General features: G+C 68.5%; 15 protein-coding genes. 7 read left to right on the top strand and 8 right to left on the bottom strand.

Translation table 11 applies throughout. The features are described from left to right. Nucleotides 1–215 precede the first annotated feature (215 nt). Together AC1DSC_RS20860 and AC1DSC_RS20855 are read left to right on the top strand one after the other, a co-directional pair. Nucleotides 216–1,031, top strand: a complete 816-nt coding sequence (locus AC1DSC_RS20860) for an alpha/beta fold hydrolase (protein WP_436288375.1) — start codon at nucleotides 216–218, stop codon at nucleotides 1,029–1,031. A gap of 90 nt (nucleotides 1,032–1,121) precedes the next feature. After that, complete coding sequence (locus AC1DSC_RS20855) at nucleotides 1,122–2,462, top strand: epoxide hydrolase family protein (RefSeq protein ID WP_436288376.1); 1,341 nt, start codon at nucleotides 1,122–1,124, stop codon at nucleotides 2,460–2,462. 35 nt (nucleotides 2,463–2,497) lie between these two features. Here AC1DSC_RS20855 and AC1DSC_RS20850 read toward each other — a convergent pair whose 3' ends face one another. After that, nucleotides 2,498–5,491 (bottom strand): PAS domain S-box protein, encoded by a 2,994-nt coding sequence (locus tag AC1DSC_RS20850; RefSeq protein ID WP_436288377.1) that lies wholly within the window; start codon nucleotides 5,489–5,491, stop codon nucleotides 2,498–2,500. Between the two features lie 243 nt (nucleotides 5,492–5,734). On the opposite strand from AC1DSC_RS20850, the gene AC1DSC_RS20845 reads away from it, so the two are divergent. The 3 genes from AC1DSC_RS20845 (at nucleotide 5,735) to AC1DSC_RS20835 (ending at nucleotide 9,719) form a co-directional block, all read left to right on the top strand. After that, complete coding sequence (locus AC1DSC_RS20845; RefSeq protein ID WP_436288378.1) at nucleotides 5,735–6,967, top strand: acyl-CoA dehydrogenase family protein; 1,233 nt, start codon at nucleotides 5,735–5,737, stop codon at nucleotides 6,965–6,967. A 264-nt stretch (nucleotides 6,968–7,231) separates the two neighbouring features. After that, the gene (locus AC1DSC_RS20840; RefSeq protein ID WP_369664744.1) at nucleotides 7,232–7,912 is read left to right on the top strand and encodes a Crp/Fnr family transcriptional regulator; all 681 of its coding nucleotides are present in this window, start codon (nucleotides 7,232–7,234) and stop codon (nucleotides 7,910–7,912) included. Nucleotides 7,913–8,078: 166 nt separating this feature from the next. Further along, nucleotides 8,079–9,719 (top strand): tannase/feruloyl esterase family alpha/beta hydrolase, encoded by a 1,641-nt coding sequence (locus AC1DSC_RS20835; protein ID WP_436288379.1) that lies wholly within the window; start codon nucleotides 8,079–8,081, stop codon nucleotides 9,717–9,719. Between the two features lie 41 nt (nucleotides 9,720–9,760). Here the strand turns inward: AC1DSC_RS20835 and AC1DSC_RS20830 are convergent, their stop codons facing one another. From AC1DSC_RS20830 to AC1DSC_RS20800, 7 genes are all read right to left on the bottom strand, one after another. Then, nucleotides 9,761–11,089: an MmgE/PrpD family protein gene (locus AC1DSC_RS20830; RefSeq protein ID WP_436288380.1), complete on the bottom strand. Its 1,329-nt coding sequence runs from the start codon at nucleotides 11,087–11,089 to the stop codon at nucleotides 9,761–9,763. Nucleotides 11,090–11,127: 38 nt separating this feature from the next. Continuing rightward, on the bottom strand, nucleotides 11,128–13,224 hold the full coding sequence (locus tag AC1DSC_RS20825) for an acetate--CoA ligase family protein (RefSeq protein ID WP_436288381.1): 2,097 nt from the start codon (nucleotides 13,222–13,224) through the stop codon (nucleotides 11,128–11,130). After that, entirely contained in the window at nucleotides 13,221–14,027 is an 807-nt protein-coding gene (locus AC1DSC_RS20820; RefSeq protein WP_436288382.1) for an enoyl-CoA hydratase/isomerase family protein, read from the bottom strand. The genes AC1DSC_RS20825 and AC1DSC_RS20820 overlap by 4 nt, the downstream gene beginning before the upstream one ends. A 13-nt stretch (nucleotides 14,028–14,040) precedes the next feature. Next, nucleotides 14,041–15,039 (bottom strand): Bug family tripartite tricarboxylate transporter substrate binding protein, encoded by a 999-nt coding sequence (locus AC1DSC_RS20815; protein ID WP_436288383.1) that lies wholly within the window; start codon nucleotides 15,037–15,039, stop codon nucleotides 14,041–14,043. A 167-nt stretch (nucleotides 15,040–15,206) separates the two neighbouring features. Continuing rightward, nucleotides 15,207–16,133, bottom strand: a complete 927-nt coding sequence (locus tag AC1DSC_RS20810) for a helix-turn-helix domain-containing protein (protein ID WP_436288384.1) — start codon at nucleotides 16,131–16,133, stop codon at nucleotides 15,207–15,209. A 39-nt stretch (nucleotides 16,134–16,172) separates the two neighbouring features. Continuing rightward, complete coding sequence (gene gntK, locus AC1DSC_RS20805; RefSeq protein WP_436288385.1) at nucleotides 16,173–17,732, bottom strand: gluconokinase; 1,560 nt, start codon at nucleotides 17,730–17,732, stop codon at nucleotides 16,173–16,175. 15 nt (nucleotides 17,733–17,747) lie between these two features. Beyond that, nucleotides 17,748–19,100 carry a GntP family permease gene (locus AC1DSC_RS20800; protein ID WP_062365224.1) on the bottom strand — a complete coding sequence of 451 codons (1,353 nt, stop codon included), beginning with the start codon at nucleotides 19,098–19,100 and terminating at the stop codon, nucleotides 17,748–17,750. A gap of 192 nt (nucleotides 19,101–19,292) precedes the next feature. Between AC1DSC_RS20800 and gntR the strand changes: the two genes are divergently transcribed. Next, nucleotides 19,293–20,324, top strand: a complete 1,032-nt coding sequence (gntR, locus tag AC1DSC_RS20795; protein ID WP_062365223.1) for an HTH-type transcriptional regulator GntR — start codon at nucleotides 19,293–19,295, stop codon at nucleotides 20,322–20,324. Nucleotides 20,325–20,486: 162 nt separating this feature from the next. Further along, nucleotides 20,487–22,007 carry a Fic family protein gene (locus AC1DSC_RS20790; protein WP_062365222.1) on the top strand — a complete coding sequence of 507 codons (1,521 nt, stop codon included), beginning with the start codon at nucleotides 20,487–20,489 and terminating at the stop codon, nucleotides 22,005–22,007. Nucleotides 22,008–22,029: the final 22 nt, after the last annotated feature.

Genomic DNA, 22,029 nt, shown 5'->3' with positions numbered 1-22,029 from the left:
CACGGCCGGACGCCCACACTACGTTTCATCGGCGAGGCATCCGTGTATTTGTTCTTGTCGCCCTGCCGGGCCGACACAGTGGCATACAGACACCTGCAGTGCACGTGGAAGCGGGCCCTATAAACGCGGCCGTGCTTTGCCCCGCCGCGCTCGTCACGGGTTGCAAAAGGCGATCACTCTTCATTGCCCTTCACTTCAACCGCAGGAAAAACCAAATGAAAAATCTCCGCCGCCGCTTCGCCCGCAGCATGGCCGCCGTGGGCCTTATCGCCTTGGCTGGTGCCTTCACGTTCAATGCTTCAGCGCAGTCTGCAAGCACCGCGCAGCAAGCCAAGCCCACCATCGTGCTCGTGCACGGTGCCTTCGCGGAATCCTCGAGCTGGGATGGCGTCATCCGCAAGCTCGAGGCAAAGCACTATCCGGTGATCGCCGCCGCCAACCCATTGCGCGGCGTCAAGTCCGACGCGGCCGATGTCGCGAGCATCGTCGATGCGGTCAAGGGACCGGTGGTGCTGGTGGGCCATTCCTATGGCGGCTCCGTGATCTCCAGCGCCGCCACCGGCAAGAGCAACGTGAAGGCGCTTGTCTTCGTCGCCGCCTTTGCGCCTGAAGCCGGAGAGTCGGCAGCCGATCTTGCGGGCAAGTTTCCCGGCAGCACGCTCGGGCCTGCGCTGGCACCGCCGGTCGCACTGGCCGATGGCGGCAAGGACCTGTACATCCTGAAGAACAGGTTCCACGACCAGTTCGCGGCCGACGTTCCGGCCGCGGCCGCGCGCCTGATGGCCGCGACCCAGCGCCCCATCGCCGAGTCGGCGCTCGGCGAGCCGGCAGGCGCTCCCGCGTGGAAGACGGTGCCTTCGTGGTTCGTCTACGGCGACGCCGACAAGAACATTCCGCCCGCGGCGCAGGCCTTCATGGCAGCGCGTGCCAAGTCGGTGAAGACGGTGGTCGTCAAGGGCGCCTCGCACGTGGTGATGACGTCCAGGCCCGACGTGGTCGCGAAGCTCATCGTCGAAGCCGCCAGCCGATAGAGGACTTGCTTCCGCGCACGGTCCTTCGGCAGCACGCGGCCAGGCGCCGCGTCGCACAGATTCCCATTCACCAGCACAAGGCAAACGACCGTGACAGATTCCGACGCATCCAGCCGCCGCGCGGCGTTCCACCCCACCCTCACGCGCCGCGGTGCGCTGGTGGCAACGGCGGGCCTTCTTGCAGGTTCGGCGGCCACGACCTTTGCGGCGACCCCTGCGGACAAGAGCGCCGCAGCGCAAGGCGACGCGATACGGCCCTTCCGCATCGATGTTCCCGAGAATGCGATCGCCGATCTGCGGCGGCGCCTCAGGGCCACGCGCTGGCCCGACCGCGAGACGGTCGGCGACACCTCGCAAGGCGTTCAGCTGGCCAGGCTGCAGGCGCTGGTCCGCTACTGGGAAACGGGCTATGACTGGCGCAAGCTCGAGGCCAGGCTCAATGCGCTGCCGCAGTTCATCACCACGATCGACGGCGTCGACATCCAGTTCATCCACGTGCGCTCCCGCCATCCGGACGCGTTGCCGCTGGTGCTGACGCATGGCTGGCCGGGCTCGATGCTGGAGTTCCTGAAAACAATCGGTCCGCTGACCGACCCGACCGCCTTCGCAGGCAGTGCCGCCGACGCCTTCCATGTCGTGATCCCGTCCATCCCCGGCCACGGCTTCTCCGGCAAGCCCAGAGAGACCGGCTGGGGCCCCGAGCGCGTGGGCCGCGCGTGGGACACGCTGATGAAGCGGCTGGGCTATGCGCACTACGTGTCCCAGGGTGGAGACCACGGCTCGGTGATCTCGGATGCAATGGCACGCCAGGCACCGCAAGGCCTGCGGGGCATCCACCTGAACATGCCCGCCACCGTGCCCGCGGAACTGGTCAAGCCCATCAACAATGGAGATCCCGCGCCGGCCGGGCTGTCGGCGCCCGAGCGCGCGGCGTTCAACACGCTCAGCGCTTTCTTCAAGACCGGCGCCGCCTACGGCGCCATGATGGTGACGCGCCCCCAGACGATCGGCTACCCGCTGGCCGACTCGCCGGCTGGCCTGGCCGGGTGGATCTACGAGAAGTTCGCGCAGTGGACCGACAGCGGCGGCGAACCCGAGCGCGTGCTCGGCCGGGACGAGATGCTCGACGACATCACTCTCTACTGGCTCACCGACACGGCCGCTTCCTCATCGAGGTTCTATTGGGAGAACAACAACAACAACTTCAGCGCGGCGGCGCAGAAGACGCAGGACATCTCGATTCCGGTGGCCATCACCGTGTTCCCGGGCGAGATCTACCGCGCGCCCAGGAGCTGGGCCGAGCGCGCCTATCGAACGCTCTACTACTTCAACGAAGCCGGCAAGGGCGGCCACTTTGCCGCCTGGGAACAGCCGCAGCTGTTCAGCGAGGAACTGCGCGCGGCGTTCCGGCCGCTGCGCCAGCCCGCCTGAGCGCGCTCGTTGCGCGACGGCACCGAACCCCGCTGCTAGGCCTGGCCGCCCTCGACCGGCAGCGGCGCCGTCTGCACGTTGTTTCGGCCGGCCCGCTTGGCGCGGTAGAGCATCTCGTCCGCCTGCTTCACCAGTGCGGCCGAGGTTGCGGCGCCGCCCTGGTAGAACGCCAGGCCGATGCTCGCGGTCACGTTGATCGTGCGCTGCGGCTCGACGGTGAACGGCGTCTGCATGGCCAGCACGAGCTTCGTGGCGGCGGCGACTGCGATGTCGGCATGGGGCAGCCCCTCCATGATCACCGTGAACTCGTCGCCGCCCAGGCGCGCGCGCACGTCGCTGGAGCGCAGCCCCTGCGACAGCCGGCCCGAGAAGGCCTTCAGCAGCTCGTCGCCCGTCTGGTGCCCGAACTGGTCGTTGATCTGCTTGAAGCCGTCGATGTCCAGGTACATCAGCGCCATCAGCGCGCCCGCGCTGCGGCTGCGGTCCATGGCTTCGCCCAGCCGCGCCTCGAAGCCCGCGCGGTTGGCCAAGCCGGTGAGCGGGTCGATCTGCGCCAGGCCCACCAGGCGCTTCTCCTCGAGCTTCTGCCGCGTGATGTCGGTGATCACCGCATGGAAGCCGACGATGGTGTCGGCATTGGCCGCGGGCTGCGGGATGTACTGGGCCTCGTAGCAGTTGTAGCTGTCGCTCTGGCTGACTTCGCTCTGGAAGGTGACGACCTCGCCGGCCAGCGCGGCGCGGATGTGCGGCTTCACGGATTCGTAGGCCGGCTCGCCCAGCAGCTCCTGCACGGTATGGCCCTGGATCTGGTCGCGCGAGAGGCCGAACTCGCGTTCGTAGGCCAGGTTGTTGAAGCGGTAGCGCTCGTCGGCATCGATGTAGGCCACGCGCATCGGCAGCGCATCGGCCACGGTGCGCAGGCGGGCTTCGCTTTCCTGCAGCGCTTCCTCGGCCTCGTGATGCGCGGTGATGTCGCTGTCCAGCGTGTAGAGGCCCACCACCTCGCCCGCTTCGTTGCGCTCCGGCACCAGCGTGGCCTGGATGTCGCGGCGCCCGCCGGCCCCCGTCACGCGCCGCTCGTAGGTGACCTGGCGTCCGCCCAGGGCCGCGCGGATGTACGGCTCCATCTGCGCCCATGCCTCCTCGCCGTAGAACTCGCGCAGGCTGCGGCCGAGCAGCTGCTGCGGCTCGATGCCGAACCAGTCCTGGTAGGCCTTGTTGACGAAACGGAAGCGCAGCTCGCGGTCCAGGTAGGAGATCAGCGCCGGCAGGTGGTCCGTCACCATGCGCAGGCGCTGCTCGCTCTCGCGCAGCGCCTGCTCCGCGGCCTTGGCGGCAGAGATGTCGCGCATCAGCCCCGAGAAATATTCGAGCTTGCCGTGCTTGTCGCGGTGCGCGATCACCATGTGGCTGACCGGGAACGGCTGCTTCTGCGCATCCCACACCACCGACTCGCCGACCCAGACGCCGGTGGCGACCGCGGTGGGCACCACCTCCGACCTGAACCGCTCCAGCGTCTGCGGTGGATTGAAGTCGGACACCTTCAGCGTCTCGATCGGCGCATCGAGGTCCACGCCGGTGCGGCGGCGCGCGGCGGGGTTCATGTAGATGAGCCGCCCCTTCGCATCGTTCTGGATGATGAAGTCGGTCGTCATGTCGAAGATGGCCGTGAGCGTGCGAAGGGCCCGCTCGGCGCGCGTGCGCTCGGTGATGTCGGTCACCGTTCCGACATGGCCCATGACGCGGCCCGCAACCAGCACGGGCCGGCTCCGCAAGGCCACCAGCACCTGCGTGCCGTCCCTGCGGTGCAGCCGGCGCGTGGCGTTCAGCGGCTCGGCGGCGCTCACGATGCGGACCCAGTCCTGGCGGACCTTCTCGCGGATCTCCTCGCGCACCAGCGTGAGCCAGCCCTCCTGCGCCTCTTCGCGCGCCAGTCCGTGGATCGCCAGGTATTCGTCGTTCACGTAGGTCATGCGTCCCTCGCTGTCGCAGCGGAACAGCCCCACGGGCGATGCATCGGTCACCGCGGCCACCTCGAGCCGCTGCTCGCGCAGCTCGCCCATCAATGCGTCGAACTCGCGCGCCAGGTCGCCGCGCTCGTCGTTGGCGACGACGTCGAGCCTGACCTGGCTGTCCGGTGATTGGCGCAGCGTGCGGATCGCGTTGCTCAGTGCCTCCAGCGGACGCATGACCCAGGCCGTGCCCAGCCACACCAGCAGCGCGCAGCCCAGGCCGAGCCACAGCAGCTGCAGCAGCAGGTTGCGCCGTGCCTGCTCCAGCGGCGCGTAGGCGGCGCGGGCCGGCACCACGAGGCGAAGATCCCAGTTGGCGCTGCGCACGGTGGCGTGCGTGGCGAGGTCGTTCTCGGGACCGCCGGCAAGGGCCGCCGTGCTGGCCGCGGCAGGCTCGAGCAGCCGCTTCGCATCGGGGTGCATGACGATCCGCGGGGACTCGCCGCGCGTCACGATCTCGTAGTGGCCGCCGCGGCCGATGGTGGCGCGGCTCAGGTCGCCGAGCACGTTGGCGCGCTGCAGGTCCAGCGCCGCGCCCAGCACGCCGGCCAGGCGCCCATCCGGTGCCTCGACGGGGACGGCCATGACCACCGCGGGCTGCCGGCCGCCCTTGGTGAGCAGCGGCGCCGAGATGGCGGGCTGGCGCCGGTCGCGCACCTGCTTGAAGTAGTCGCGGTCGGCCACGTTCGGCGGCTGGGCCGTGGCGGGATGGATCGCGACGATGGCGCCGTCCGGCGTGGCCAGCGCGGCGTTGTCGAACATCGCGCGCAGGTCCTTGTCCGCAAGAAAGCGCTGCTGCGCCGCCGGGTCCGCAAAGCCTTCCGCGCCGAGTTCGCGCGCCGCACGCGACAGCGCGGCCAGGTGAACGCCCAGCTTGTAGTCGAGGTCCGCCGCGGCGCTGTCGGTGAGCGCCTGTTGCTGCTCGCGCATCAGGCCGACGTATTCGCTGGAGAGGCTTCGGTACTGCCACCAGCCCGTCGCCCCCACCAGGGCGAGCACGAGCAAGGTGATGAGCAAGGCTGTCTTCGTTCTCAGCTTGAGCCGCACTGGGTTTCCTTCGCTGGGCACGACGTCCCGGTCGTTCGGGACTGCGTTTTCCGATGATAGCAACGGGCTGCGCTGTGTCCCCTGCGGAACAGCTGACGTGCGCGCGGCCGGCGCGTCGCTTGCGGGACGGTCTCCCGCATCCTGCAATGTTCAAATCTTCGGCATGCGAGCGGTCTGGCCGGGTTGCTCGCCACCCAAGAAAGGACGCTCCCCATGTTTGCCGAACCTTCCGCGAAAACCCGCGAGCTGCTCGAACGCCTCAACAAGTTCTTCGACCAGCACATCTATCCGAACGAAGCGCGCTACCACCACGAGATGGACGCCTTCCGCCGCCAGGGCAACGCCTGGCAGGTGTCGCCGCTCGTCGAAGAGCTGAAGCCCGTGGCGCGCGCGGCCGGCCTCTGGAACATGTTCCTGCCGCATCCGCACCGCGACGTGCCGGCCATCTCCAATCTCGACTACGCGCCGCTGTGCGAGGTGATGGGCCGCGTGTCTTGGTCGGGTGAGGTGTTCAACTGCTCGGCGCCCGACACCGGCAACATGGAAACCATCGAGCGCTACGGCACCGAGGCGCAGAAGGACGAATGGCTCGCGCCGCTGCTCGCGGGCGAGATCCGCTCGGGCTTCCTGATGACCGAGCCGGCCGTTGCCTCGTCGGACGCCACCAACATCCAGTGCACGATCCGCCGCGAGGGCGACGAGTACGTGATCAACGGCCGCAAGTGGTTCTCTTCGGGCGCGGGCAGCCCGCGCTGCAAGATCTTCATCGTGATGGGCAAGACCGACCCCGATGCGCCGCGCCATGCGCAGCAGTCGATGGTGCTGGTGCCGCGCGACACCAAAGGCATCACGGTGCTGCGCCATCTCTCGGTGTTCGGCTACGACGATGCACCGCACGGCCACATGGAAGTGCTGCTGGAAGACGTGCGCGTTCCCGCATCGAACATCCTGCTGGGCGAAGGGCGCGGTTTCGAGATTGCGCAGGGGCGGCTCGGCCCGGGACGCATCCACCATTGCATGCGCTCCATCGGCGCCGCCGAGCGTGCGCTCGAACTGATGTGCGATCGCCTCCGAAGCCGCGTGGCCTTCGGCCGTCCGCTCGCGGAGCAGTCGATCTGGCACGAGCGCATCGCCGAGTCGCGCTGCCTGATCGACCAGGCCCGCCTGCTCACGCTCAATGCGGCCCACAAGATGGACACCGTGGGCAACAAGGAAGCGCGCGCCGAGATCGCGATGATCAAGGTGGTGGCGCCCAACATGTCGTGCAAGGTGGTCGACTGGGCGATCCAGGCTCACGGCGCCGCCGGCGTGAGCCAGGACTTCTGGCTGGCCGAGGCCTATGCGCACCAGCGCACGGTGCGCATCGTCGACGGGCCCGACGAAGTGCACCGCAACGCGATTGCCAAGCTGGAACTGGCCAAGCGCGCGGCACCGGCGCGCGCCTGAACCCGCCGGGGCGCAGCAGCGCCCCCGGTTCAATCCGCCTTGGCGCCCACCGCCTTGGCCAGCGAGCCCCAGCGTTCCGGCTCCGCGCCCCCGGGTTTGTCCCGACGATGCGGGAACGCAAATGTCGTCCGCACTACAAACTCCACGGGCCGGTGTGCCATAGGATTCGCCAGCCCAAGGAAATTCGCAATGCTCGTGATGCGCGTTCGATCCGGTTTGTTCTTCGCCCGCGCCGAGCGCCCCCGCCCCGCCCGGTGGTGACGCATGCTGCCCCTCAAGGATCTCCACGCCTTCTTCGAGCGCTGCATCTGGCCGCGCGCATTGACGCAGGCCGAGCGAACCAAGGCCTTCGAGGCCTTGTACATCCGCCACCATGAAGCGCACTCCTATGTGTGCCGGCGCGACGAGACCGCCGACAGCTGGATCGGCGTGCTCGAAGGTTTCTTGCGTGTGCAGGACACCACGGTGGACGGCCGCCTGATCATGTTCACCGGGGTTGCGTCGAGCGGGTGGATCGGCGAGGGCTCGCTGCTGAAGCCCGAGCAGCGCAAGTACGAGGTCATGGCGACGCGGCCGACCGTCACCGTGCATCTGCCGAGGGCCACGTTCTCCTGGCTGCTCGATCGAAGCATTCCGTTCAACCACTTCATGCTCTCCCATCTGAACGAGCGGCTCGGGCAGTTCATCGCCATGGTCAAGTTCGACCGGCTGCTCGAACCGACGTCGCGCGTGGCGCGGGGAATCTCCAGCCTCTTCCATCCGGTGCTCTATCCGAACACCGACTCCACGCTGCGGATCAACCAGGAAGAGATCGGTTCGCTCGTCGGCATCTCGCGCCAGCGCGTCAACGCCGCGCTGACCGAACTGGAAACCGCCGGCCTCATCCGGCGGGGCTACGGCTACATCACGGTGATGGACCGGCAGGCGCTTGCCAGGTATCCCTGAGCCGCCTGCGGTGCAGCGTGGGAAGCCGAAGGGTTTCTCCTTAGAAATCAGTGGCCCGAATGTCCGTCCCGGAACAGTTGCCCGAGGTCTCGCCTTTCAGAATCACGCAGGCATCGCTCCATGTCGTTGCGGTGCAGAGGCTGACAACCGACAAAGGAATCGAGACATGCACTTCTTCTCCTCCTCCAGGGAATCACGGGCCCGCACCAGGCTCCACGCCGTTGCCGCGGCGGCGGCAGGCGCAGCGATGCTGGCCGCTTGCGGCGGCGGCTCCGATCACCGCGGCGCGGTCCCCGTGCTGTTTCCGGTCCCGCCTGCGGCGCAGCCCGCCAGCCCGCCACCCGCACCGGCCGTCACGGCCCAGAAGGCCTGCGGCGAGCTGAACGGAAAAACCGTGGCCGGCGCCGCGCTCACGGCCGCCATGCAGGACGCGGCCGCGGGCGCGCCCGTCTACTGCAAGGTCACCGGCACGATCGCGCCGGCGCTGAACTTCCAGATCTCCCTGCCCGAGGCATGGAACGGCAAGCTCTACTACCAGGGCGGCGGCGGCTACAACGGCGCCATCACGCCGCCCTCGGTGCCGGCGCTGGGCCTGGGCTATGCCGTGGTCGCAAGCGACTCGGGGCACCAGGGCAATGTACTGAGTGCGGACTTCGCATTGACCGACACCTTTGCCGCGCAGCTGTTCGGCAGCCTCTCGGTGCCCACCGTGATGTCGACCGCCACCGAGACCCTCGCGGCGGCCTATGGCGCCCTGCCGGCCAAGTCGTACTTCGAAGGCTGCTCGAACGGTGGCCGCGAGGCCTTGATGGCGGTGCAGCGCGCACCCAACCTCTTCGACGGCGTGATCGCGCGCGCACCGGCCTACAACTGGGTCGGGTTCATGGGCGCCTTCAACCGCAACTCCAGGGCGCTGGCCGCGCCCGGCGGTGCATTCAGCGCCGCGAAGACGGCCCTCCTGAGCAAGCATGTGCGGGATGCCTGCGACGGGCTCGACGGGCTTGTCGATGGCGTGGTGTCGAACCAGGCCGCCTGCACGCCGGCGCTCGCCAATGTGGCCGCGCTGCGCTGCGCCGGCGGAACCGACACGGGCGACACCTGCCTTTCGGACGCGCAGCTCGACGTGGTCACGTCCTGGACCACCGAGGCCGCATTCACCGGCAGCCCCACCTTCCGCAACGCAGGCTGGAACCTGACGGGCAACGAGGACGATCCCGGCGCCTGGCGGACCTGGCTCACGGGCGACGGCAGCGTCACGTCGGCACTGCAGTTCCTGTTCCAGGACACGACGGTCAAGAACTACCTGGCCCGCGACCGGACTGTGGACTCGCTGGCCTACACGCCCTGGGACCAGAACCAGAATGCGCTCTACGCCATGGCCGCGCTCAACGACGCGACCAACGCCGACATCCGCCCGTTCATCAACAGCGGCGGCAAGCTGATCCTGTGGCACGGCGGCAATGATTCCGCGCTCAGCGTGCGGTCGACCACCGAGTACTACGGGAACATGCGAAACGCCATCGGCGCCGCAACCGCAGACGCATCGACGCGCTTCTATGTCGCACCGGGCGTGAACCACTGCGCCGGCGGACCAGGTGCCGACACCTCGGACCTGCTGACGGCCCTGGACCAGTGGGTGACCAAGAGCGCGGCACCTGCCACGCTGCTTGCGGAGAAGCGCGATGCGCAAGGGGCGGTGCTGCTGAGCCGGCCGCTGTGCCAGTACCCGCAATATCCGCGCTACACGGGCCCGGCCAACGATGCGGAGGCTTCGAAGCTGGCTGCGAACTACAGCTGCAGTTCCTGAGTGGCGGCCTCGGTGGCTGCCCGCCGGCCGAACGCCGGAGTTCAGCTCGGCGCCACCGCGCTGCGCTCCAGCGTCCAGAGCCGGTGCAAGAGCGCCCGCGCCGGTGCGCTGCCGATCACGGGCGAGGACAGTTCCATGAACTTGTCCTCGAGCTCGGCATCGCTCAGCGGCTCTTCCGGATCGCCCTTGCGGTTGGGCTGCAGGTGTTCGAAGCGGCGGCCGTCGCGCATCATGATCAGCACGCGCGCGGCGCGCCGGCCCGGAAAGGCGGCATCGAGCTCGGGGTCCACCGCAACGCTGATGCGCTCCATCAATGAACGCGTGGCCACGTCCTGCAGCCGCGCCGGTTCGTACGCCGCCAGCCGCACGCTGCCATGCGCCAGCGCGGTCGCCACCACGTAGCCGAGGCTGAAGCGCGCTTCGTTGGCGGTGGCCGGCTGCGTGTAGCAGGCGATGTCGAGCGCCGGGCGGTAGGTCGCCACATGCACATGCGCGATCTCGCCGGCCTCGATGCCATGCCGGCGCTTCAACGCCAGCGCGCCGTCAATGGCCGCGAAGGCATGTCCGCAACCGATGTGGTTCTTGAACGTCAGGCGGGTGATGTGGAAGTCCCGCCCCAGCGTCGCGCCGATCTGCGACCAGTCCGGCCCGTCGCTCATGGCCCGGCCCAGCCCGGCCTCTCCTTCGAGCACGTCGAGCGAGCCTGTGACACCGTTGCGCGCGAGCTGGGCCGCGAGCACGCCGGCCTCGGCCGCGCGGCCCGCATGCAGCGGCTTGGACATGGAGTCCATGCGGAAGGCCTGCTGCAGGCCGGCCGTGAAGGTAGCGGCCGTGGCCAGTGCATGCGCGAAGGCGGTTTCGTCCAGATCCATGAGAACGCCTGCAGCGGCCGCGGCACCGAAGCTGCCCACCGTGCCCGTGCTGTGCCAGAACCGGTAGTGCGCGCGGCCCATCACGACGCCGATGCGCGTCGACACTTCATAGCCCAGCACCACGCCGCGCAGGAACTGCAGCCCGCTTGCGCCGGCGTCATGGCTTGCGGCCAGCGCGGCGGCAATGGTGGCTGCGCCCGGGTGGTACATGGCTTCGCGAAAGCTGTCGTCCACCTCCGCTGCATGGGCGGCCGTGCCGTTGATCAGCGCAGCGGCGCGCGCAGTGGCCGGGCGACCGCCGACGAGAAAGGCGCGTCCGCGGTCCAGGTCCTCGTTCAGGGCGGCCTCGAGCTGGCGCACCGGTGCTGCGCCGAGGCCGGGGAACAGCGAGGCGTACCAGTCGATCACGGCCCGCTTGGCGTGATGGAGGACCTCGGCCGGCAGATCCTGCCGCCGGAAGTCGGCCGCGTAGCGCGCGAATGTTTGTGTGACGTACATCTGGATGGCTCCGGGGGGGGTGGCTTGCCTCGCCTCGCTCAACCGGCCAGCACGACCACGCCATCGGCCGCGCGCACGCCCTGCCCTTCCGGCAGCACGAAGACCGGGTTGATCTCGGCTTCGAGCAAACGCTCGCCGAGCCGCGCCGCCATGTCCGAGAAGGCGACGATGGCATCGACCAGCGCCTTCACATCGGCCTTGGGACGGCCGCGAAAGCCATCCAGTAGCGGCCAGGTCTTGAGCTCGCGCGCCATGGAGAGTGCATCTTCGCGGCTCAGGCCGCCCTGGAGCGGCAGCAGCCGCATCGTGGTGTCCTTGAACAGCTCGGCGGTGATGCCGCCCATGCCCAGCAGGATGGCGGTGCCCAGCGGGTCGCGGTGCATGCCCAGGATCAGCTCGGTGCCGCCGCCCACCATTTCCTGCACCAGGAAGCGCCGGGGCCGCACGCCGGCCTTGCTCTCGACTTCGGCGGCCATCGCCTGCAGGCGCGCGCCCACCGCCTCGGGCGTTACGTTCACCGCGACGCCGCCGACATCGCTCTTGTGCGTGATCTCGGCCGACAGGATCTTGAGCACGATGCGCCCGCCCAGTTCGCGCGCCGCGGCTTCGGCCTCGGCCGGCGTGGCCACCACCATCTCGCGCGCGCACGGTACGCCGAAGCGGGTGAACAGCTGCTTGGCCTGGGCTTCATCGAGGGAGCCGGCCGGCAGGTCATCGATGAGCACGGCGGCGGCGGGCGCGCTGGACGGCTTGGGCTCCTGCCAGCTGCCGGCATTCAGCATGGCGGCGAGCGCACTGGTGCAGCTCTCGGCCGCGGCAAAGGCCGGCACACCGCGCTGCGTGAGCAGCGCCGCGACTTCGGGCGCATGCGGGCTCACGTAGGCGATCGCGGGCTTGTCCGAGCGGGGCAGGCAATCCTGGATGGCGCCGGCCATCAGCTCCGGCATGGCCAGGCTGGACGAGCCGACGATGATCGCCAGCGCGTCGTAGCTGGGGCTTTCGAGCAGGATGTCGATGGCGCCGCGCAGCAGGTCCGGCTGCAGGCCGGCCAGCGTCACGTCGATGGGGTTGCGGTCGAGCACCGCGTGATCGCCGCTTTGCAGCGCGCGCAAGGCCTGCGCCGTTGCAGCATCCGGCGCCGGCGTCTCGAAGCCCTGCATGCCCAGGTCGTCCGACACCAGCGTTCCCGCGCCGCCGGTCGAGGTCAGGATGGCCACGCGCCTGCCGCGCAGCTTGCGGCCCGTGGCCAACGCGACGGGAATGTCGAGCAGGTCGCCGAAGGTCTGCGCGCGGATCACGCCGACCTGCCTGAACAGCGCGTCGTACATGCGGTCGGCGCCCGCGAGTGCACCGGTGTGCGACACGGCGGCCTTCGCGCCCGCTTCGGAGCGGCCGATCTTGAACGCGACAACCGGCTTTCCGGCGCGCGCGGCCTTCAGCGCAGCGGCACGAAACTTCTCCGGGTTGCGCACGCTCTCCACATAGAGGGCGATGACCTTGGTGTCGGCATCGTCGGCCAGGTGGTCGACGAAATCCGCCAGGTCCAGGTCCACTTCGTTGCTGGTCGAGATCAGCTTCGACAGGCCGATGCCGCGCGCCGCCGCGCGCGAGAGCAGCGCGCCGAGGATGCCCCCGCTCTGCGAGACCACGCCGGTCCCGCCGACCGGAAAATGCTCCATCTCGAGTGCGCCGCTGGCGGAGAGCACGATGTTGTCGCTCAGGTTGACGAGCCCGATCGTGTTGGGGCCGAGGATCCGCATGCCACCGGCCGCCTCGATGAGCTGCTGCTGGCGGCGCGCGCCTTCCTCGCCGGTTTCGGTGTAGCCGCTGGCAAGCACGATCGCCGCGGCGGTTCCCTTGGCCGCGAGTTCGCGCACGGCCTGGTGCGCGCGCTCGGCGCCCAGCAGCACGATGCCCACGTCGGGCGTGCCGGGAATCGAGGCGATGTCCGGATAGCAGGCCAGGCCGCCGATGGCATCGACACGCGGATTGACCGGATAGATCTCGCCCGTGAATCCGTGCTTGCGCAAGTAGGCCACGGGCCGGCCGGCCGTCTTGGCCGCATCGGCCGAGGCGCCGATCACGGCGACGCTGCGCGGCTTGAGCAGCCTGGCGATGGCGTTCAGTTCGGTCATTTCGTCGTCCCGTTCTTCGCGCTGCTCTTGGCCAGGAAGGCCATCACCGACTCGCGATGCTCGGTGCTGGTGTAGCAGATGCCCTGCGCCTGGCTGCCCTGCGCGAACACCTGGTGCGCGGACAGCTCGAAGCTCTGGTTGAGGATCGTCTTGCCAAGCGCCAATGCGGTGGCCGAACCCTGGCTCATCTCGGCCGCCCAGCGCTGCGCATCGGCCACCAGGCTCTGGGCATCCGACTGGCGATCGGCGATGCCCAGGCGCAGCGCCTCTTCGAGCTCGACCTTGCGGCCGCTGAAGATCAGCTCCTTGGCTTTGGAGAGCCCGACCCGGCGCGGCAGGAAGTACATGCCGCCGCCATCGGGCACGATGCCGCGATGGATGTAGGACCAGGTGAAGCTCGCCGCATCCGACGCGATGATGAAGTCGCAGGCCAGCGCCGTGTCGGCCCCCAGGCCCGAGGCGGCGCCGTTGACGGCAGCGATCGTCGGCTTGGGCATGGTGTGCAGCAGCGACTGGGTGTGGTGCACGCGCTGCTGGCGGCTCCAGCCGTTGAAGCCGACCTCGCCCGCGGGCGCCTGCATCCGCCGCTCCATGCCGGCGACATCGCCGCCGGCGCAGAAGCCCTTGCCGCGGCCGGTGAGCACCAGGGCGCGGATCGCCTTGTCGTTGGCCACATGCTCCAGCGCGGCGATGAATTCGGTGCGCATGTCGTCGCTCATCGCGTTGCGCTTTTCGGGGCGGTTCAGCCACAGGGTGGCGATGCCGTTCGCGGCTTCCAGTTGGATCAGGCTGCTGCTGTTCATTCGATTTCTCCGTTCATTCGGCCGTGATGTTGTTTTCCTTGACCACCTTGCGCCAGCGCGCTTCCTCGCCCTTGGCGTACTTGTCGAAGTCCTGCGGCGAGCCGCCGTGGATGACGAGGCCCTCGGACTCCACCCGCTTGCGGAAGGCCTCCGTCTGCACCGCTTTCTTCGCTGCGGCATTCAGGCGCGCGATCACCTCGGCCGGGGTGCCGGCGGGCGCGTACAGGCCATACCAGCTGTCGGCAACGTAGCCCGGCACGCCGCTCTCCGCGATCGTCGGCACCTTCGCGAGCGCGTGGGCCGTGGAGCGCGTGGCGGTCGTCACGGCCAGCGCGCGCAGCTTGCCGCTTTCGACGAAGCTGCCCACCGCCGCAGCGGTCGCGAACATCACGTCGACCTGTCCGCCCAGCAGGTCGGTGATGGCGGGGCCGGCACCGCGGTAGGGGATGTGCGTGATGTCGGTCTTGGTCAGGTTCTTGAAGAGCTCGCCGGCCAGGTGGGCCGAGGTGCCCGCGCCCTGCGACGCGAAGGACAGCTTGCCCGGCTGGGCCCTGGCCGCATCGATCAGGTCCTTCACCGACTTGAGCGGGCTGTCCGCGCGAACCACCAGCACGTTCGGCGAAATGCCCACCAGCATGACCGGCGCAAAGGCCTTGTCATGGTTGTACGGGAGCTTGGGCTGCAGGCTCGGGTTCACGACGTGCGCCACCGTGGCCATCACCATCGTGTAGCCATCGGGGGCGCTCTTGGCCACGGCGTCCGTGCCGATGATCGTGCCCGCGCCGGGCTTGTTGTCGATGATCACGGGCTGCCCCAGTTCCTGCCCCATCGCGATAGCCATGGTCCGGGCCACGAGGTCGGTGCCGCCGCCGGGTGCGAACGGCACCACGAGCTTGATCGGCTTGTCGGGAAAGGCCGCGCGCGCCGGCACCGCGGCCAGGCCGCCGATCGCGCAGGCCAGCGAAAAAAGGATGGCATGCCTGGCGCGCGCCAGCGTCATGGGGTTCAGCATCGTTTGTCTCCGTCGAAAGGGAATGTGAGAAAGCAGGCATCGAGGGCGGCGCTGCGGCTCTTCTCATCGACGGGTCCAAGCTTAGGGATGCAGGCTCTGCCGCGCATCCCCACATTTCCATTGCGTGGAATTCGAGAGAACTCTGCCGGCGCCAGCCCGGCCAGCGTTCACATCCGGCGGCCGCGGAATTCGCCCGGCGTCATGCCCTGGATCCGGCGGAAGTGCCGGTTGAAATTCGAGATGTTGTTGAACCCCACCTCGTAGCAGATGCTGCTCACCTGCTGGCGCGTCGAGGCCAGCAGGCGGCAGGCCCTGGCCACGCGCAGGCCGTTGACGAAGTCGGTGAAGGTCTGGCCGGTGGCGCGGCGGAAGCTGCGCGAGAACGCGTTCTCGCGCATGCCCGCGATCGCGCCGACCTCGGCCAGCGACAGCGCCTCGGCGTAGTTGTCGCGGATGTAGTCGATCGCCTTGTGGATGCGCAGCGCGCGGCCGTCCTCGTCGAAGCCTGCATCGGCCAGGAAGACATCGGCAAGCAGGCGGTAGTCGCGCCACTGCGCGAGCTCGTTCAGCAGCGCGATGAACTCGGAAAAACGCGCAAGCCCGCGCAGCGTCTCGATGCGGCGCAGGCGCGCGAGCGTGTCCGCGCCCAGGCCGACGAACTGCACGCCCTGGCGCGCGCGCGCCAGCAGCGGGCCGGCATCGCCTAGCTCCGGAAAAAGCGCCATGCCGCGGCGCAGCAGCTCGTCGCTGAAGCGCAGCACCAGTTCGCCTGCGCTGCCGCCACCCGGCGGCGCGCGGTGCTCGAACGCGAGGCTGTGCGGCAGCCGCGGACCGAGCAGCACGACGGTGCCGGGTGCGAAGCTGTGCGTCTCCTGGTCCGCGCCCGCGCCGATGCGAAGGCGCGCGGGCCGTGCGCCGATCAGGTGCAGCTCGTGTTCATGCAGGCAGCGCGGATGGCTCTCTCGCGGCGAAGGTGCAGAGGCGCCTTCGCAGTGGACCGTGGCGCAGGCATCGAACACCTGCGGGGAGGCAAGGGCCTGCTGGGAGGCAAAGGCCTGCTGGGAAGCAAAGGCCTGCGGCGTGGTGTTCAGCAAAGCCAGGTCTCCAGAAAGGGGCCGCAGCGAAGCGCGCCGTCAGCTTTTGCGCACCGGCGGCGGCACCGCCGTCTGCTGCTGGAACGCGGCAAGCAGCCGGTATTCCTCGCCAAGCTTGTGCGGCAGCGAGAGGAACACCGGCAGCAGCTGCCGATAGAGCGCAACGTTCTTGGCGTTGGGCGTGTGGCGGTGGGTCGCACCGACCATGCCCGCGACCACGTCGAGCGAATCGACATGGCCCAGCGCATAGAGCCCGAGCACCGCGGCGCCGAGGCAGGAGCTCTCGAAGCTTTCAGGCACCACCACTTCGCGGTCGAACACGTCGGCCATCATCTGGCGCCACATGCCCGAGCGCGCGAAGCCGCCGGTGGCCTTGATGCGGGCGCTCGGGCCCGCGATCGACTCGACCGCCGGCAGGATGCTGTGCAGGTTGAAGATCACGCCCTCGAGCACCGCGCGGATCATGTGCTCCTTGCGGTGGTGGATGCCCAGCCCGAAGAAGGAGCCGCGCAGGTCGGCGTTCCAGTAGGGCGCGCGTTCGCCGGTGAGGAAGGGGTGGAACACCAGCCCTTCGGAGCCCGCGGAGACGCGCTCGGCGATGCGCGTGAGCACCTCGTAGGTGTCGATGCCCAGGCGCTTGGCGGTCTCGGCCTCGGCCGAGGCGAACTCGTCGCGCACCCAGCGCAGGATGATGCCGCCGTTGTTCACCGGTCCGCCCACCACCCAGCGCCGCTCGGCCAGTGCATAGCAGAAGGTGCGGCCCTCGGGATCGGTCATCGGATGGTCGACCACGGTGCGCATCGCGCCGCTGGTGCCGATGGTCACGGCCACTTCGCCGGGCGCCATCGCGTTCACGCCAAGATTGGAGAGCACGCCGTCGTTGGCGCCGATCACGAACGGCGTGTCGCGCGCCAGGCCCAGCTGCGCCGCGGTGTCCGCCGCCAGGCCCTCGATGTGCCAGGTAGTCGGCACCGGGCGCGGCAGCTGCTCGGCGCGCACGCCGGCGAGCGCAAGCGCACCTTCGTCCCAGTCGAGCCGCTCGATGTCGAACAGGCCCGTGGCCGAGGCGATCGAATGGTCGACCTGCCACTGGCCGAAGAGCCGGAAGAACACGTACTCCTTGATGCCGACGAAGCGCGCGGCGCGTGCGAAGAGCTCGGCGCGCTCGTGGCGCAGCCACACCAGCTTGGCCAGCGGCGACATCGGATGGATCGGCGTGCCGGTGCGGCGGTAGATTGCCAGGCCGTCCCACTCGTCGCGGATGCGCACGGCCCAGGCCGAGGCACGGTGGTCGGCCCAGGTGATGCTGCGCGTGAGCGGCGCGCCCGCGGCATCGACCAGGATCAGGCTGTGCATCGCCGCGCTGAAAGACACCGCGAGCACGTCGGCGGGCGTGGCCTTGCTCTGCTTCACGCAGCCGGCGATGGCCGCGAGCACGGCCTGGAAGATCTGCTCCGGGTCCTGCTCGGCGGCCGCGGCCTCGGGCTGCAGCAGCGGGTACTCGACCGCGTCGTGCGCCAGCACGCGCCCGGCCGGCGTGAAGGCCACCGCCTTGGTGCTGGTGGTTCCGATGTCGACCCCGATGACGATGCGGCCCATGCTTGTCTCCTTGGCTTACACGACCATGCCGAGCAGCATGATGAACACGATGGCCACGACCGAGATCAGCGTTTCCATCACGGTCCAGGTCTTGAAGGTCTCGGCCACCGTCATGTTGAAGTATTGCTTGACCAGCCAGAAGCCCGCGTCGTTGACGTGCGAGAGGATCAGCGAACCCGCGCCCGTGGCCAGCACCAGCAGCTCGCGGTTCACGCCCGGCACCATGGTGGCAAGCGGCGCGACGATGCCCGCGCCCGTGATGGTGGCAACCGTGGCCGAGCCGGTGGCGATGCGGATCAGCCCCGCCACCAGCCAGGCGAGCAGGATCGGCGAGACCTGCGCATGCAGCGCCATCTGCCCGATCGCGTTGCCCACGCCGCTCGCCACCAGCATCTGCTTGAAGCCGCCGCCCGCGCCGATGATCAGCACGATGGCCGCGGTGGGCGCCAGGCTGTCGTCGACGAACTTCATGATCTGCCTGGCAGTGAAGCCGCGCGCAGTGCCGAAGGTGTAGAGCGACAGCAGCAGCGCTGCCAGCAGCGCGGTGATCGGGTGGCCGATGAAGTCCATCCAGTGGCGCACCGCGTTCTTGTCGTCGAGCGCCACGTCGGCGAAGGTCTTCAGCAGCATCAGCCCCACCGGCAGCAGCACCGTGAGCAGCGTGATGCCGAAGCCGGGCAGCTCGCGCGCCTCGGGTTCGTGCGCCAGCTGTTCCATCAGCTCGGGCGAGGCTTCGCCCGGCACGTACTTGGAAATGAACTTGCCGAAGATCGGCCCCGCGATCATCGCGGTGGGCAGGCCGACGATGAGGCCGTAGAAGATGGTCTTGCCGATGTCGGCGCCGAACACGCCGATGGCCAGCAGCGGCCCCGGATGCGGCGGCACCAGGCCGTGCACCACCGACAGGCCGGCCAGCAGCGGAATGCCGATGCGGATCAGCGAGACGCCGGTGCGCCGCGCCACGATGAACACCAGCGGGATCAGCAGCACGAAGCCGATCTCGAAGAACAGCGGAATGCCCACCAGGAAGGCCGCGAACATCATCGCCCAGTGCACGCGCTCGCGGCCGAAGGCGTCGATCAGCGTGCGCGCGATGCGGTCGGCGCCGCCCGATTCGGCCATCATCTTGCCCAGCATGGTGCCCAGGCCCAGCACGATGCCCACGAAGCCCAGCACGCCGCCGAAGCCCTCCTGGAAGGACTTCATCACCAGGTCCACCGGCATGCCCGAGGTCAGGCCCAGGAAGCCCGCGGCCAGCGTCAGCGCGATGAAGGGGTGCACGCGCCAGCGCGTGATCAGAAGGATCAGCCCGAGGATCGCCACCAGGGCGTCGACGAGCAGGAATACCTCTTTGCTCATTCCGAACATGTGTATGTCTCCTGAATCCGGCCGCGCCACGGGCGGCCGGTGGTGCCAGGGATAGCGCTATCCCGCACAATCCAAAAAAAGCCAGCGCTGGGGTGTCTCGGGTTTTTACGGAGCACCCACGGCTGGGACAGCGCTATCCTAGGACAGCGCTATCCAATTCCAGCTTGGTATTAACCCTTAGAACTTCGATCCATGGCCGACGCCCCCGACCGCCCCCGACCCCGTTCCTCGAGCCACGTCACGCTGGACGACGTGGCCCGCGTCTCGGGCGTGAGCCCGATCACCGTGTCGCGCGCGCTGCGCGGCGCGCGCAACGTGGCGCCCGAGCTGAAGGCCCGCGTGCAGGCGGCGGTCGACCAGCTGGGCTACGTGCCCAACGTGGCGGCGCGCGCGCTGGCTTCGGCGCGCAGCTCCCACGTGGCGGTGCTGATCCCCTCGCTGACCAACCAGCTCTTCGTGGAACTGCTCGAGGCGGTGCAGGACGCGCTCGCGCCGCACGGCTACCAGTCGCTCATCGGCGTGACTCACTACGACCCCGCGCAGGAAGAGGCGCTGCTGCGCAGCCACCTCTCGCAGCGCCCGGCGGGCCTGCTGCTGACGGGCTTCGACCGCAGCGCCGCGGCCGCGCAGATGCTCGAGCGCAGCCATGCGCCCTGCGTGTACATGATGGAAACCTCGGCCGCGCCCGGCGTCCACAGCGTGGGGTTTTCGCAGCGGGACGCGGGCCGCGCCATCACCCGGCACCTGCTGCAGCGCGGCCGCCGGCGCATTGCCTATGCCGCCGGCCAGCTCGACCCGCGCGTGCTGCTGCGCCTGGAGGGCTACCGCGAGGCGCTGCGCGAGGCCGGCTGCCACGACCCGGCGCTCGAACTGCTGGTGCCGGGCCCGACCTCCATGGCGCTGGGCGGCCGCCAGTTCGAGGACCTGCTCGCGCGCCATCCGGACGTGGATGCCATCTTCTACTGCAACGACGACCTCGCCCAGGGCGCGCTGCTCGCCGCGCTGCGCAGCGGCGTGCCCGTGCCGCAGCGCGTGGCGATCGCCGGCTTCAACGACCTGGGCGGCAGCGACCAGATGCTGCCGCCGCTGACCACCGTGCGCACGCCGCGAAAGGAAATGGGCGAGCGCGCGGCCGGCATGCTGCTCGCGCTGATGCGCGCCGAGACCGTGGCCGAACGCACGGTGGACCTGGGGTTCGAGTTGGTGGTGCGGGAGAGCAGCTGAGGCGATGGGGAACGCCCGTCGCCAATGGCGAGCACTCCAGGCTCACGCCTTGCCTTGACCGCCTTGCCCGGCCCTCGGGTGGACCATGGATTGCATGATCTGAATAAAAAACCAACCAAGACGCCTAAAATGAAACAAATCCTGTAACGATTAAAGAAATCCATGGCGCTGGTCGGCTATGAACTTGTTCGACGCAGACTGGACCTGCCAGTCTTCGAGATACGCCGTCCGGCCATGATCCGTCCTGTCACGCGGATCCTCCCCACGGCAAACGGCTTGTCCGTGCCTGCGGCCAGCGCGCCGGCCCGCGAAGACGATCTTCTCGGACACCTGCTCTTCGCGCTCAAGCACGAAGGCGTCAATTTGCCGTTGCTCGCCGCGGCAGCAAAGCATTTGTCCGCCGAACAACTTGGTGAGGCGGTGAGGCAGACGCCCAACGGGCAATACGTGCGGATGCTCTGCTGTGTTTGGGAGCATTTCACGGGCCGTCCGGTCATGCAGGATCCACCGGTGGCCGGGGGCTACATCGACCTTTTCGACTCGAGCAAGTACTTCGTGGGACCCGCACAGCGAGATTCGCGCTGGCGCGTGAACTTCAACGGTCTGGGAACTTGGGACTACTGCGCCACTGTCGAGCGCACCCAGGTGATCATGGACTTGGTCAGCTCCAAGGTGCTGGAGGCCGCGCGCGAGTTCGTCCAAGGATTGGATCGGGAATTGCTGGACCGCACTTTGAACTGGGCCTATTTGCACGAGACGCAGGACAGCTACGCGATCGAACGAGAAGCGCCCTCGGAAGACAAGCGGCGCACCTTCGTGCGGCTGCTCAAACAGGCCCACGAGCCACGCCAGGTCGACGAGCAGTACCTGGTGGACTTGCAGAACTCGATCGTGTCGAACCCGTACAACCAGGCCGTTCAGTATCGGACCGAACAGAACTGGCTGAGCGACGGCAATCAGGGCGCCCTCGGCGTGACCTACGTGCCGCCGGCGCCTGAGGACGTGCCTGCGCTGATGGAGGGCTGGACGACCTTCGTCAACCGCATTTCCGGCCGATTGGATCCGGTGATGGCCGCGAGCATCGCCTCCTTCGGCTTCGTCTTTATCCACCCGTTCATGGACGGCAATGGCCGACTCTCGCGATTCCTGTTTCACAAGGTCCTTTGCCAGTCGGGCCAATTGGGCGAAGGCATGCTGCTGCCGGTGTCGATCGCGATGAAGCACCACGAGGCGCAGTACCTGCAGGTGCTCCGCGATTTCTCGCGACCTGCCCGGGACCTTGTGCGCGTGCGCGCGATCGGCGAGGGCGACTACGCATTCAGCTTCGGGGCCGACGACAAGATCTTTCGATACTGGGATGCCACCGCATGCGTCGAATTTGGGCTGCGCATGGCGAAAGAGGCCCTGGAGGTTGAACTGCGCAACGAGAGCAACTTCATCCTGCACTTCGATGCAGTGCGCAGAGAGATCGATGAGCGCTTCGATCTACGCGGTTCAACGCTCGCGACGCTGGTATCGATCGCGCTGACCAACGGCGGAACGATCTCGAAGAACAAGCGCAGGCGCTACGCGGAGGAGGTATCTGAAGCAGCCTACCTGGCCATCGAAGAGAAGGTGCGGGCCGTGCTTTCGGTCGATGAGCCTGGTCCGCGCGACGAAGATGAGGCACCGACTGATCAGTAAGCTGAGTGCAGTCGCCCGCGAC

Source organism: Variovorax sp. 01N425 (assembly GCF_056399465.1).
This window is presented reverse-complemented; position numbering and strand designations above follow the sequence as displayed.

Coding starts and splice junctions, on each gene's coding strand:
- AC1DSC_RS20860 (WP_436288375.1), top strand. CDS start 216: ATGAAAAATCTCCGCCGCCGCTTCGCCCGCAGCATGGCCGCCGTGGGC.
- AC1DSC_RS20845 (WP_436288378.1), top strand. CDS start 5,735: ATGTTTGCCGAACCTTCCGCGAAAACCCGCGAGCTGCTCGAACGCCTC.
- AC1DSC_RS20840 (WP_369664744.1), top strand. CDS start 7,232: ATGCTGCCCCTCAAGGATCTCCACGCCTTCTTCGAGCGCTGCATCTGG.
- AC1DSC_RS20835 (WP_436288379.1), top strand. CDS start 8,079: ATGCACTTCTTCTCCTCCTCCAGGGAATCACGGGCCCGCACCAGGCTC.
- AC1DSC_RS20830 (WP_436288380.1), bottom strand. CDS start 11,089: ATGTACGTCACACAAACATTCGCGCGCTACGCGGCCGACTTCCGGCGG.
- AC1DSC_RS20825 (WP_436288381.1), bottom strand. CDS start 13,224: ATGACCGAACTGAACGCCATCGCCAGGCTGCTCAAGCCGCGCAGCGTC.
- AC1DSC_RS20820 (WP_436288382.1), bottom strand. CDS start 14,027: ATGAACAGCAGCAGCCTGATCCAACTGGAAGCCGCGAACGGCATCGCC.
- AC1DSC_RS20815 (WP_436288383.1), bottom strand. CDS start 15,039: ATGCTGAACCCCATGACGCTGGCGCGCGCCAGGCATGCCATCCTTTTT.
- gntK (WP_436288385.1), bottom strand. CDS start 17,732: ATGGGCCGCATCGTCATCGGGGTCGACATCGGAACCACCAGCACCAAG.
- AC1DSC_RS20800 (WP_062365224.1), bottom strand. CDS start 19,100: ATGTTCGGAATGAGCAAAGAGGTATTCCTGCTCGTCGACGCCCTGGTG.
- gntR (WP_062365223.1), top strand. CDS start 19,293: ATGGCCGACGCCCCCGACCGCCCCCGACCCCGTTCCTCGAGCCACGTC.
- AC1DSC_RS20790 (WP_062365222.1), top strand. CDS start 20,487: ATGGCGCTGGTCGGCTATGAACTTGTTCGACGCAGACTGGACCTGCCA.